The organism is Bacillus sp. COPE52, from assembly GCF_003355115.1.
GTDB classification, from domain to species: domain Bacteria; phylum Bacillota; class Bacilli; order Bacillales; family Bacillaceae_G; genus Bacillus_A; species Bacillus_A toyonensis.
The window spans coordinates 776,347-790,115 of sequence record NZ_CP031292.1; the positions used below are offsets into that span (position 1 = coordinate 776,347).

10 protein-coding genes are annotated in these 13,769 nt (G+C 35.6%); 6 read left to right on the forward strand and 4 right to left on the reverse strand.

Annotated features, from left to right (window positions below):
• Positions 1-83: 83 nt before the first annotated feature.
• Genes gerLA through DPQ31_RS03770 form a run of 3 tightly spaced genes read left to right on the forward strand, consistent with a single transcriptional unit; the run spans position 84 to position 3,837 of the window.
• Positions 84-1,562, forward strand: coding sequence for a spore germination protein GerLA (gerLA, locus tag DPQ31_RS03760; RefSeq protein WP_098643559.1), 1,479 nt, complete (start codon positions 84-86; stop codon positions 1,560-1,562).
• Positions 1,563-2,687: a spore germination protein GerLB gene (gerLB, locus tag DPQ31_RS03765; protein WP_000801988.1), complete on the forward strand. Its 1,125-nt coding sequence runs from the start codon at positions 1,563-1,565 to the stop codon at positions 2,685-2,687. It abuts the gene before it with no gap.
• Positions 2,671-3,837: a Ger(x)C family spore germination protein gene (locus DPQ31_RS03770; RefSeq protein WP_141520726.1), complete on the forward strand. Its 1,167-nt coding sequence runs from the start codon at positions 2,671-2,673 to the stop codon at positions 3,835-3,837. Before gerLB ends, DPQ31_RS03770 begins: the two co-directional genes overlap by 17 nt.
• 339 nt (positions 3,838-4,176) lie before the next feature.
• Here the strand turns inward: DPQ31_RS03770 and DPQ31_RS03775 are convergent, their stop codons facing one another.
• The 3 genes from DPQ31_RS03775 to DPQ31_RS03785 are packed head-to-tail and all read right to left on the reverse strand — an operon-like array spanning position 4,177 to position 6,531.
• The gene (locus DPQ31_RS03775) at positions 4,177-5,577 is read right to left on the reverse strand and encodes a nucleoside recognition domain-containing protein (protein WP_000443614.1); all 1,401 of its coding nucleotides are present in this window, start codon (positions 5,575-5,577) and stop codon (positions 4,177-4,179) included.
• Positions 5,555-6,277 carry a FeoB small GTPase domain-containing protein gene (locus DPQ31_RS03780; RefSeq protein ID WP_098911616.1) on the reverse strand — a complete coding sequence of 241 codons (723 nt, stop codon included), beginning with the start codon at positions 6,275-6,277 and terminating at the stop codon, positions 5,555-5,557. The genes DPQ31_RS03775 and DPQ31_RS03780 overlap by 23 nt, the downstream gene beginning before the upstream one ends.
• Positions 6,274-6,531 (reverse strand): FeoA family protein, encoded by a 258-nt coding sequence (locus DPQ31_RS03785; RefSeq protein ID WP_000252995.1) that lies wholly within the window; start codon positions 6,529-6,531, stop codon positions 6,274-6,276. Before DPQ31_RS03785 ends, DPQ31_RS03780 begins: the two co-directional genes overlap by 4 nt.
• Positions 6,532-7,042: 511 nt before the next feature.
• On the opposite strand from DPQ31_RS03785, the gene DPQ31_RS03790 reads away from it, so the two are divergent.
• The 3 genes from DPQ31_RS03790 (at position 7,043) to pstA (ending at position 9,829) form a co-directional block, all read left to right on the forward strand.
• Positions 7,043-7,945 (forward strand): phosphate ABC transporter substrate-binding protein PstS family protein, encoded by a 903-nt coding sequence (locus tag DPQ31_RS03790; protein WP_000245100.1) that lies wholly within the window; start codon positions 7,043-7,045, stop codon positions 7,943-7,945.
• A gap of 70 nt (positions 7,946-8,015) precedes the next feature.
• Positions 8,016-8,906, forward strand: a complete 891-nt coding sequence (gene pstC / locus DPQ31_RS03795; protein WP_000676684.1) for a phosphate ABC transporter permease subunit PstC — start codon at positions 8,016-8,018, stop codon at positions 8,904-8,906.
• Between the two features lie 2 nt (positions 8,907-8,908).
• Positions 8,909-9,829, forward strand: coding sequence for a phosphate ABC transporter permease PstA (gene pstA / locus DPQ31_RS03800; protein ID WP_199631858.1), 921 nt, complete (start codon positions 8,909-8,911; stop codon positions 9,827-9,829).
• Positions 9,830-10,052: 223 nt separating this feature from the next.
• On the opposite strand, the gene DPQ31_RS03805 is transcribed toward pstA, so the two are convergent.
• The gene (locus DPQ31_RS03805; RefSeq protein ID WP_199631859.1) at positions 10,053-13,097 is read right to left on the reverse strand and encodes an efflux RND transporter permease subunit; all 3,045 of its coding nucleotides are present in this window, start codon (positions 13,095-13,097) and stop codon (positions 10,053-10,055) included.
• Positions 13,098-13,769: the final 672 nt, after the last annotated feature.

Below are 13,769 nucleotides of genomic sequence, written 5' to 3' on the forward strand. Positions count from 1 at the left end.
CTTTGAAAAGAGATAGCTCTTTTTTGTATATATTTTCTTCTATTAGCGGAATCTAACTAAAAACTTGTTGAAAAGGAAGTTAGGTGGGGGAATTGTTAGAGTTAGAAGGTAACTTGTTTGAAGTTATGGAGAAAATAAGAGATGAGTTAGGTTCACCTAATGATTTAACAATTAGAGAAGTTGCTCTTGCTGGCAGTTTAACGCGCTGCGCTGTTATTTTTTTATGTGGGTTAACAGATAAGGATAATGTTTATAAATATGTAGTTCGTACGCTTCAATATGAAGAAATACAAAAAGAAGCAGCTATTGTTCAAACGTTATTGGATCGCTTTATTTCTATCGCAGAAGTCGGTATGAAAACAACATTTCCGGATATTATAAATGCGATTTTAGCGGGAGATACAGTTATATTAATTGATAATATTCAAACGGCTATTGTTGTTAACAGTAGAGCTTGGGAGAAAAGAAGTCTAGAGCCTCCAGTGACAGAAGATTTAATACGTGGACCAAGAGTTGGGTTAAATGAAGATATTAATGTAAATAAAATGTTAATTCGCCGTGGTTTACGTGATCCGAAGTTACGGTTTCAATCTTATATTATGGGGAAACGATCGCAGAAAGAAGTAACCTTAGTATATATAGAAGATATTATTAACCCGTATATTGTAAAAGAACTAGATCGGCGTCTTCAATCCATAGTGACAGATGTCATTTTTGAGACGGGAACGATTGAGCAATTAATTCAAGATAATAATTTGTCACCCTTTCCGCAGTTTTTAAATACGGAAAGGCCTGATAATATTGTGGCTTCATTAGCGAAAGGAAAGGCGGCTATTTTGGTGGATGGATCACCGTTTGCTCTTATAGCTCCACTTGTATTTGTTGATATTTTTCAATCTGTCGAAGATCATTATGAGCGCTGGGTGATTGGAACGTTATTGAGAGTTTTACGGATGGTTTCTGGTATAATGGCAGTTTTGCTACCAGCTATGTATGTAGCACTTGTATCATATCATCAAGGGCTTATCCCATCTAAACTAGCTTATTCTATTGCGGGAGCCAGAGAAGGGGTACCATTTCCGGCATATATTGAAACATTAATGATGGCATTAACGATGGAGTTAATACGAGAAGCGGGAATTAGATTGCCAAAACCGATGGGACAAACAATTGGGATTGTAGGCGGTCTTGTAATTGGGGAAGCGGCGGTGAATGCAGGAATTGTAAACCCGTTCTTAGTTATTATTATTGCAGTTACTGCAATTGCTACATTTTCACTGCCTGTATATAGCATTACAATTACGTTTCGCATTTTACTTTTTGTTTTTGTATTAGCAGCAACTGCTTTTGGATTGTACGGAATCATTTTAGCTCTTATTTCACTTGCGATTCATATTACGAATTTAAAGAGTGTTGGTATTCCTTATACAACGCCTATTGCTCCTGCATTTTATAAAGATTGGAAAGAAGAACTTATTCGTATGCCAAAATCGATGTTGAAAGAGAGACCGGAATATTTGCAAACAAAAGATTCTACAATACGTCCAAAGGAGCGAAAATAATTGAAACCATTTGAGTATGGCGATGAAGAGATTGGATCTCGGGAAATTGGGTTTGCGGTATCGTCAACCATTATTGGTATAGGGGCATTGTCTATGCCGAGAGATATTGCTGATCAAACTTTATTTTCGGACGGTTGGATTATTTTACTTTTGGGTGGATTGATATGTGCGGTTTTAGGTTGGTTTGTAACGAGGGTAGCTATTTTATTCCCAAAACAAAACTTTGTTCAATATACGAGTGCGCATTTGACGAAACCTGTTGCATACACAATTAGTAGCATCTTAGTATTAACATTTGCAGCTTTGACAGCATATGAATCGCGAATGATTGCGGTTATTTCACAAACATATTTATTTAGTGATACACCAATACAGCTATTGTCTTTCTTCTTCTTATTAGTTGTTATTTATGGAGTAGCTGGATCGAGAGCGGCTTTATTAAGGTTAAATGTTCTATTCTTGCCAATTGTTTTAATTGCGATAGTGCTTCTTTCTTTATTGAATGTGAACTTAATGGAAATAGATAATTTACTACCGGCTTTTCAAACGAATGTCAGTCAATATGCTGTAGGAGTTAAAAATTCTATTTTTACATTCATCGGGTTTGAGGTAGCTCTGTTTTATGCTGTGTTGTTGAACGATAAAACAGCGAAAAAAGCGCCAATGGCAGTTGCAAAAGCGGTGATGGTGAACGTATTGTCATACATTTTAATTTATGTAACTTGTATTAGTGTTTTTACATATATGACAACACGTGGATTGACATATCCAACAATTGAACTAGGAAAAGAAATTGAAATTGGCGGAGGGTTTTTAGAAAGATTTGATGCAATTTTTTTTACTACTTGGATTATTACTATTTATAATACTACAGCAATGTATTATGACGTCGCATCTTTATTATTTTGTGCTATGTTTCCGAAAGTGAAGAAGCATATTTTCATTTTTGTAAGTGCCCCGATTATTTTTATGGTGAATATGATACCTAGTAATTTGAAGGAATTGTCAAGTTATGGGACTTATCTAGCTTGGATAGATATGGGGTTTGTCGTGTTAGCGCCTTTGTTAGTTTTTATTGTATATAAAATAAAAAGAAGGAATGGTAAAAATGAAACACCTTCTTAAAATAATAATGGTTATGGTTTTAGCTGGATCTATAAGTGGGTGCTCTGAGTTAGAAGAAATAGAAGAAAGAGGATTTGTAGTAGGTGCAGCTTACGATATTGTAAAGGCAAAGAAAGCAAATCCAATTATGAAAGGGACGTATCAGATGGTACTCCCCAGTAAATTGTCGCAACAAGGTGGACAAGGTGATGGAGATGGCGAAAATTATATTAATGTTAGTGCGAAAGCAGATAGTGTCTTTGAGCAAATCCGAATTATCGCCAAAAAAATTAGTCGTTCATTATTCTTTCCGCATATACAAGTGATTATTTTTTCTAAAGATTTACTAGCGAATCCATATGTTTTGCAAAATACGTTAGATGTATATATTCGCGATCATGAAATGAGAAGGAATATTCGTTTGTTCGTTTCTAAGAAAAATGCAGAAGCTATTTTAAAGCAGAGTGCCAAGCCTGAAAATTTGCCAGCGCAGTATATCGATATGTTAGCTGAACATCCTCCGAAAAATGCCCAAATGATTGAGGCTGCAAGAATTGGTGAAGTCCAGGAAAAGATGATTTCCAATCGGAGTTTTGTATTACCTATTCTCGAACTAACAAAACAAGGGGTACAAATGAACGGGGCAGCGTTGTTTCGCGGGAAGGATAATAAGTGTGTAGGTATTTTGGGTGGGGAAGAAACATTAGGAATGAATTATATAATAGGTAAAAAAATTGGAGGCTTTTTTACCATTCGTAAAAAGGATCAACTTATTACATATGAAATTCATAAGCTGCGTCGGAAAATTAAAGTATCTACAACGAATGCTACAAAACCAAAGTTTGATATTCACATATATCTGGAAGGCACATTGGCGGAGTTGCACTTTAGTGATCATAAAAAAGTTTTGAATGAAAAGCGTTTAGAGAAGGATATTTCGGAGGAAATGGAGAAACGCATCCAAAAATCGATTAAGCTTGTTCAAAAAAAATATAAGGTAGATGTATTAGAATTAGGGGAAGTGTATAAGAGACATAATTATAAAGAGTGGAAAAAAATAAGTAAGAATTGGGATCAAGGTCAGAATTATTTTAGTGATGCTGAAATTACTGTTCATGTTCATCCGATAATTGAACATTCAGGCTCAGCTTTACCGAAGAGAGTGAAATAAGGTGATGAAAGTTGTTTACTGGATTAGGAATTAGTTGCACGATATTAATGGCGGTTCTTCCGGGAACCATATACTTCATCCATAAAAAACTCACAACGTATGGGGCGCAGCCGTGGAAAGAAAAAAAGAAACCTGAATGATTTTCAGGTTTCTTTCGCGCAAAGCATATGTGGAGGGGGATACCTTCTATACATGCTTTGTTTTTCTCCCGCGTTAATGGGCAGTAAGACTTTTACCTAAAAAATTCGGTGGGAACAAGATGTTAGATAGGAAGTCAACTACCCGTGCACGCCTGATTAGTGAGGGCGTGTACAGGCCCCTACTGAGTAAAGTTTCACTTTATACAAGCCCTAACCAATGTACCAATTGTGTAGAGAGGAATGTAACAACAATGGCGATAACGGTAGGGATTGCAAACGATAAGAATGTCCATTTTGCACTTTTTGTTTCTTTATATATGTTAACTAGTGTTGTTCCGCACGGGAAATGAAGAAGGGAGAACAACATTGTGTTTAACGCTGTTAACCAAGTCCAACCGTTTTCTAAGAATAGATTTTTAATCTGATTAAAATCATCTATTTCAGTTAAAGATCCAGTTGATAAGTAAGACATTAATAAAATCGGAATAACAATTTCGTTAGCTGGTAGTCCAAGAATGAATGCAGCTAGAATAAAGCCGTCAAGTCCTAACATTTTAGCGAATGGATCTAGGAAGTTTACAAAATACATAAGCAGGCTTGTGTCACCGATGAAAATATTAGCGAGTAACCAAGTTAATGCAGCGGCAGGAGCAGCTACAACTATAGCTCGTTTTAAAACATAGATGGATTTATCGAGTGTTGCACGTACAATTGTATTCCAAATTTTTGGCTTACGGTACGGTGGTAACTCAAGTGTGTAGTGAGTTGGAACACCTTTTAAAGCTGTTTTCGATAGTACCCAAGAAACGGTTAACGTCATAATAACACCAATTACAACCATTCCAACTACAACGCCAGCGGTAACAAATGTTTGCATACTACCTGTATAACCAGCAGCCATAAATAGTGAAGCCATTAAAATTAACGTAGGCCAGCGACCGTTACATGGAACGAAGTTGTTTGTTAAGATAGCAAGCATACGTTCACGTGGCGATTCGATAATACGCGTTGACATAATAGCAGCTGCATTACAACCGAATCCCATTGCCATTGTTAAAGATTGTTTACCATGAGCACCAGATCGCTTAAATAAACGATCCATATTAAACGCAACACGTGGTAAGTATCCGTAGTTTTCTAATAGTGCGAACATAGGGAAAAAGATTGCCATAGGTGGTAACATAACGCTAATAACAGCACCGATACCACGGAATAAACCAAGTATTAAAATACCATGTAACCATTCAGGTGAATGCATTGCTTGGAACCAAGATGTTAAATATCCTTCTACCCATCCAAAGAACTCAGCAATCATATCAGATGGTACGTTAGCGCCTGCAATTGTAAGATAAAAAATGATAGATAAAATACCGAGCATAATTGGAAATCCCCAGATGGGAGATGTGAAAATTTTATCTAGTTTTTCGGAACGATACAATTTATCAGTATTTGTATATTGAACAGATTCTTTACATATGCTTGCAGATGTTCGGTAAATATCTCCGACAATATCATCTCGTATATCTTCTTTTGATAGTGTTTGTGCATGTTGAATAATATAGTCCAATGGAAGAGCTTTACTGGCTGAGTGAGATTCCATTTATTACGACCTCCCTTACAAGTGGTTCATTATGGTGTTTTTGAAGTGTAGTTAAGAAATTTTTATCCCCATCTAATATACGTAACGCAATCCAGCGTGCTGGATACGCATCACCGAACACTTTATAAATTTGTGGTTCTAATTCCTGAATCATATTTTCGATTTTTTCGCTGTAAGTAATTTTAATTGGTGCTGGAATTATTTTTTTATTTGCTACTTTAGCGATGACATTTAGTAAATGCCCGATACCAATTCGGTTTCGAGCTGAAATCTTTACTACCGGTACACCGAGTGATGTTGCTAATTTCTTTTCATCAATAACGATGCCTTTTTTCTCAGCTTCATCAATTAAGTTAATACAAATAACTACGTTGCTCGTCATTTCCATCACTTGGAGTGCTAAATTTAAATTTCTCTCCATAGCAGTTGCGTCTATAACAACTACAGTGACTTCTGGCTTTTCAAAGATAATATAATCTCTCGCCACTTCTTCATCCGCAGAGTTTGAATATAGTGAGTAAGTTCCAGGTAAATCTATTAATGTATATTTATTTCCGTTATGTTCATATTCCCCTTCGGCCTTTAAAACAGTTTTTCCCGTCCAGTTTCCAGTATGTTGTTTTAAGCCTGTTAAAGTATTAAATAATGTACTTTTCCCGGTATTCGGGTTGCCAGCTAAAGCAATACGGTGGTTGCTCATCTGAAATCATCTCCTATTAATACCCCGAAAATAAGGGAGCTTTCTTCTTTCCGCAGTGCAATAGTTGTATTGCTTACTTGATAAGCGACCGGATCTCCAAGTGGACTGCGCTGTAATACTTTAATCGTTGCCCCAGGGATAAACCCTAGATCTAATAAACGTCGTTTCATAGTTCCTTCTAATTGTATCTTCTCAATTTGTACAAACTCTCCTGTTTTAAATGCAGAAAGTGGTCTTGTATTAGCCGATACCATAAAAGTTACCTCATCTCTATATTGTTAGTTTAAGTTTAAAAAGTTTCCTTAGGTAAACTTTTTGCTACTAATATAGTAGACTACATTGAATGATGCTGTCAATTAGTACTTTAAAAATATTCAATTATTTTTAGAATTGTTCCAATTTATTTAGTTGTACTAAAAAAAAATACTGAAATTCTGTTTAATGTAAATAAAATGAGATTGTAAAAGTTAAAAATATAGTGGATTTGTAAATATATTTTTAACTAAAAGGTGAAAAGAAAGAAAAACATTTACATTGAGTTTACATTATTAAGAATAAATTTACATTACAGCTCGTTTAGTGTGGATTTTGTTGGGTTCTTTAACTACAAATGTTGGGATTCCTAGCTTTTTAGGATTATTATCGCCATTTACTTAAAATTAAAAATTGCTTAACACTCACATAATATTGTTGTCCTACAATGAATTTGTGTTCGAAAAAAGTAGACGAATGTGAAAAGTGATAATCCAAATGGGGGTACAAGACATGGTTATGAAAAAGGGTATTAAATTTTCTTTAGCAGCTTTAGTGGTAGCAGGAGCATTAGTTGGATGTGGGAAAGCAGAAGATACAGCTAGTAAAGATAATGCTAAAGGAAGCGATAATGCAAAACAAGAATTGTCAGGTACGATTGCAGCTGCAGGTTCTACAGCGCTTCAACCTCTTGCAGAGGAAGCTGGAAAGAAATTCATGGAGAAAAATTCAAAAGTTTCTATTCAAGTTCAAGGTGGCGGTAGTGGAACAGGGATTAACCAAGTAGCATCTGGTGCAGTACAAATTGGTAATTCGGATGTTCCATCTGGAGATAAAATAAAAGATGCTGATAAAGCAAAAGAATTAGTAGATAACAAAGTTGCGGGTATCGCATTCGCGCTTGTCGTAAATAAAGATGTAAAAGTTGATAACTTAACAGTACAACAAGTACAAGATATCTTCACTGGAAAAGTAACGAATTGGAAAGAGGTTGGCGGGAAAGACGAAAAAATCAACGTAATTAACCGTCCAGCTTCATCTGGTACACGTGCTACTTTTGAAAAGACAGTGATGAAAGACGCGAAAATTAATGATGGAACTGGTACGACACAAGATTCTAATGGTGCTGTAGAGCAAGCGATTAACTCTACTCCAGGTTCAGTGAGTTACTTAGCAATGTCTTACATGGTTGGTGAGAAAAAAGGTGCGCTACAAACGGTTAAAATTGATGGATCTGAACCAAAAGTTGAGAACATCGCTGCTGGTAAATATCCATTCTGGTCTTACGAGTACATGGTAACAAAAGGTGAGGCAAAAGAAGCAACAAAAGCTTACATTGACTATGTAAAAGGTAAAGATTTCGAAAAGCAAGTAGAAGATATGGGTTACATTCCGATGTCTAAATTAAATAAGTAATAAAATTTATGGGGCTGGCTGCAAGGTCAGTCCTGTTCATTTCAATTTATGAAGTGGGGTCTGTCCTGTGATGAAGGGGAAAAAACAAATAAATTACGTAAAGAGTGAATATATAGGAAGATCACTCGTTACGTTTTGTGGTATTTTTATTGTTTTAGTTACATTAGCTATTATTGCGTTTATTTGTGGTAAAGGAATTCAATCTTTTACGCAAAGTGGTATCTCATTTACTGAGGTATTAACATCGACAAAATGGAATCCGAACGCTGACGAAGGAACCTTCGGAGCTGTAATTTTTATTATAGGTTCAACATTGGTTTCGATAGGTGCAGTTATTATTAGTGCGCCAATTGCTATAGCTCTTGCTATATTCATGAATTTAATTTCGCCGAAGTTCGGAAATAAAGTATTGAAGCCTGTTTTAGAACTATTAGTTGGTATTCCTTCAGTTGTATACGGATTATTAGGGGTTACGATTTTAGTGCCACTATTACGTGATTCGTTTGGAGGAGTGGGCTTTAGTTTAATTGCGGGTATTATTGTCCTAAGTATTATGATATTACCTACTATTGCTAGTATCGCTTCTGATGCAATACGCTCTGTTCCATTTGATTATTTAGAAGCTTCTTATGGTCTAGGATCAACGAAATGGCAAGCGATTAGTCGAGTGATTGTTCCTGCTGCAAAACAGGGGATTTTAACAGGTATAGTTTTAGGGTTAGCGCGTGCTTTTGGTGAAGCGTTAGCGGTTCAAATGGTAATCGGGAACACGATTAAATTACCAGAAGGAATATATAGTCCAACAGCAACGTTAACGGGTATTCTGACAATGGATATGACGAATACATTGAACGGAACAGCTTGGAACAATGCGCTATGGACATTAGCGATGATTTTGCTTGTTATTTCATTCCTGTTTATTTTAGTAATTCGAGCGATTGGTCAAAGAGGTGAGCGATAATAATGAATGCAAGAACGGTAAATAAAGTTTGGACAGGTATCTTTTATGCGGTTGCGGCTTTAGTTGTAGCTTTGCTAGTGTTCTTAGTGTTTGAAATTTTACAAAAGGGATGGGGATTTTGGGATCCTAATTTCTTGTTTGGAGAACCAAGCAATACAAGAGCTGGTGGTGGGATTGGTCCGCAGTTATTCAATTCCTTCTATATGCTTGTTATAACGCTTATTATATCTATTCCTCTTGGATTAGGTGCTGGAATATATTTAGCGGAGTATGCAAAACAAGGTCGATTTTTAAGTTTTGTTCGTTTATGTATTGAAACAATGGCGTCTTTACCTTCTATTGTTGTTGGTTTATTCGGTTTGTTAGTGTTCGTTACAATGACAGGCTGGGGATACACGGTAATGGGTGGTGCTTTAGCTTTAACTATTTTAAACTTACCAGGTTTAACGCGTGTGTGTGAAAATGCGATTTCAGAAGTTCCTCATAATGTAAAAGAGGCGAGTCTTGGATTAGGTGCGACAAAGTGGCAAACGATCGCGCGTATTATTATCCCGTCGTCATTACCGCAAATTATTACAGGTGTTATTTTAGCGGCTGGCCGTATATTTGGTGAAGCAGCGGCATTAATTTACACAGCGGGTTTAACATCTCCAATTTTAAATTCAGCAGCGGACTTCTCAAGTCCTGCGCATCCTTTAAATCCATTTAGACCAGCTGAAACGTTAGCGGTTCATATTTGGAAGTTGAATTCTGAAGGGATTATCCCGGATGCGAAGTTGATTGCGACAAAATCTGCAGCTGTATTAATTATTATGGTATTACTATTCAATGTTATTTCACGCTTGATAGCATCTTTATTGCATAAGCGTTTTACAGGAACGAAAAGAAAAAGTAAAACGACGAAGAAGGTAAAAGCGGCATAAGTTATAAAGAAGAACTCTCTATTTATAAGTAGGGGGTTCTTTTTGTATTTTAATATAGAAGAAATGGATATAAAGGGGGGGGAGTAAAAGACCTTCAAATAACGAATATCTTATTGTAGACTTTGGTCAACCTATAGAGCGATATGCGCAAAAGAAGGATGGATTATATGGGTAGGTAAAGAAAAGGCGTTATCTTCATTCGTGAAGATAACGCCTTTTTACTTTAAATATCAGGTGTTTCTGTAGATGTACTGATTTTTCTGCGTGAACGTCTTTTTCTACCGATTTTATCCAGTAATTCGTACATAACAGGAACGACTACTAATGTAAGAACAGTTGAGACTGCCAAACCGCCGATTACAACAACTGCCAAACTTTTTGATACCATACTCCCTGCTTGAGATTGACCGAATAGGAGAGGGAGCATAGCAACGATTGTTGTTACAGCTGTCATAATAATTGGACGAAGTCTCGTGGACCCAGCTTCTAGTAAGGCGTCCCTTGTTTCCATGCCATTTTCTCGATTTTGTTGCACTCTTTCTATTAATACAATTGCATTTGTGACGACAATCCCAATTAACATTAATGCGCCAATTAAAGAATTTATATCGACAGGTGTTCTTGAAATGATTAATCCTAAAATACCACCGACAGCAGCTAATGGTAAGGAGAATAAAATTGCAAAAGGAGCACGCGCTTGCCCAAAGGTGATAACCATAATTAAATATACAATCCCAATTGCAATCCCCATGATTTTGAATAAATCTGTGAAGTTCTCTTGCATAGATTCAGTGGCGCCGGCGATATTTACTTTTGCTCCACTAGGTAAATCTAAGTTGGTTATCGCATTGTTTACTTCTGCGCTTACTTTACTTAAATCTTCACTTGAGGCTTCAGCAGTAATTTGAATTGTTTCTTTTCCGTCTTTATGGAAAATTTCTGTTTGAAGTTGTTTTTCTGAAATAGTTGCAATGTCCTTTAAAGGAATTGGTCCGTTAATAGGTGACAGTATGTTTGCGTTTAAAATATCTGTTTGTTTATTAATATTTTCTTTTTTGTGATCTATCATAATAGTAGTTTTTTCATTGTTAATTGAAATTTCACCAATAGGCGATTTCTTCATAAGGAATGCTACTTGTTGTGCTGCTAATTCTGGGGTTAAACCTAATTGTTCGGCTTTTGTTTGATCAATATGAATTTGCCATTCTTTCTTAGAGTCTTCTAAATTCGTTTTTACTTTAGAGAGAGCATCCATACTCTTTAGTTTTGTTTCGACGATGTTAGCGGCTTTTTTTAGATTCGTTTCGTTAGTAGCAGTTACGTTAAATTGTAAATTGTTACCCCCACCAGAGCTTGAATAACTCGTTTTTATATAATCAAGTTCGGCAGGTTCAAAAGATTTATGATCTTTCTTTAAGTCTTTAATATATTGGTCGATATTAGACCCCTTTTTGAAGACTACAAATATACTGGCAAGATTATTTTTAGTCGTTTGCCCCCATTGTGCATCTTCTGCGCTAGATCCCATTCGTAAAATAACATCTGTTACATCAGAATTAGAGAGTAGTTTCTTTTCGAAGTCAAAGGCTTTTTGCTTTTGAGATTCAGAATTATAATCAGCTGGAAACGTCATATTAACGGATAACATTGTATCATCTTCGGACTTTATGTTCGATTTTGGTAGTAATATATATGCAGCGATTGATCCCGCAAATAATAAAAATGAAGTTAGTAGAATAATAAATTTATGAGAAAGAGCCCACTTTAATGTAGCTACATATCGTGGTGAAGAGCTCGGCTTGCGATGCTTTGTTTTTTTGAGTAGTAAAAAAGCCATAAGTGGAACAACTGTTAATGCGACGATTAAAGAAGAAAGGATAGAATATACAACTGCTAATACCATAGGTAACATTAATTTTCCGATTACTCCTGATACGAGGCCGATAGGTAAAAAAACAGCGACCGTTGTTAAAGTAGAAGAAGTGATTGCGACGGCAACCTCTTTCGTTGCATCGATAATAATATCTTTAGAGAAAGGTTCTTTTTGTAAACGGCGAAAAATATTTTCGATGACAACGATACTATCATCGACGAGACGTCCAACTGCAACTGCTAAGCCACCGAGAGTTAAAATGTTAAGTGTGATGTTAGATTGGTGTAGTAATAAGAGTGTTAATAAAATAGATAATGGAATACTGACAACAGCGATGAGTGTCGTTCGGAAGTTACGCAAAAAGATTAAGATAATTAGAGTAGCGGCGATTGCGCCAAGGATTACTTCTTTTCCCATACTAGTAACAGCATTTTCGACTTGTTCATGAGTTGAGGCTAAAAGTTTAATGGAAAACTGATCTTTATATTGCTTACTTATGTCTTTAATTTTTTTATCAATCTCTTTTCCAATTGCAACCGCGTTTTTACTCGGCTCTTTCATGATGATTAATCCAGTTCCTTCTTCTCCGTTTATGTGTGATATTGTATCGTAGTTTTGTTTCAGTTCAATTTGAGCAATATCTTGCAATTTCACTTGAGGTGCTACGGTGATGTTTTTAATCTCATTTATATTTTTTACTTCCCCGATGACACGAAGATTGTATTCTTCTTTATTAACAGTAATTGCTCCAGTGGGAGTGGAAGTTTCTTTTCCCTGTACAACTTTTAATACTTGCTCTGACGTTACGTTTTTATCTTTTAGTTTGTTAGGATCAAGAACGATGGATAATTCGGAAGTTGATTTTCCGAAAAACATGACATTGGCAACACCATCAATGCTTTCGAGTTGTGGTACGATTTCTTTCTCGATTTGTTTTTCGTCAGCTTTTGAAAATCCATTTTGCTTCTGAATGGTAATTTGAGCGAGTGGAATCATAGAAGTATTTAATTGGCTAACTACAGGTTTAGTTACATCTTTAGGTAATTTAATCGTATTAATTGCTTTTTCGACTTCGCGTGCTGCATCTTTCATATTTGCCTTGGATGTATATGCAATGTCGATGCGTGATAATCCTTCGTGTGTGGAGGAAATGATGCCATCAATATGTTCTAAATTACGAAACTGTTTTTCAAGGGGATCAGTTACGTCTTTAGTCATCGTTTCAGCATCGAGCCCTTGAGATAATGTTGTGACAGTTATTGCAGGGTTATCGATGCTTGGTAAAAATTCCATAGGTAATTTAGAGCCGGAATAAACACCGAGTATGGAAATGAGAAAAACCATGATAATAATAGCAGCTCGGTTTTTTAATGAAAATTTTGTTAACCTATCCATAAGATAATTCCTCCATTAGTATTTATAGTTTTGTGGGCACTTTCTTACTATATAACAAAAAATGGATATTTTTCATTAATTAAATGTAAAAAAATTCTAACAACAATCTTAAGATAATGTTTTTGGTGAGATTGTATTATTTGTATAAAGTGCAATTTTTGATGGGGGAGGAAATTGTTCGTTCGAATTGCTTTTTAATGTGGATTGATTCGTTTCTTACGGCTAATTTATATCGTTATTCTATAGGGAGTAAATGATTATGAACTTTAATATAGAAGAGAATGAAAATCTGAGAAGTTATTGTGACCTACAGTTTGGTTGCTCGGAGTGTATTGGTATACAATCAAAATACCTGTTTTCAGTAGAGAGGATAAGGAGTCCTTACATAGAAGAAAGTAGGATAGGTGATTTTTTTATTTTTTTTATAAAAAGTACTTGTTATTTCGAAATCACGATGGTATATTAATAAACGTCGCTGATGCGGAAACGCAGAAAACGACAAAAAGAAATTAAGAAACATTGTTGACATCGAAAAATGAAGATGTTAATATGATGAAGTCGCTTATGAAGCGGCGGACAAGTTCTTTGAAAACTGAACGAAACAAACAACGTGAAACGTCAATTTTTATTTTTAGATGCTAGACAAACTAACTTTATTGGAGAGTTTGATCC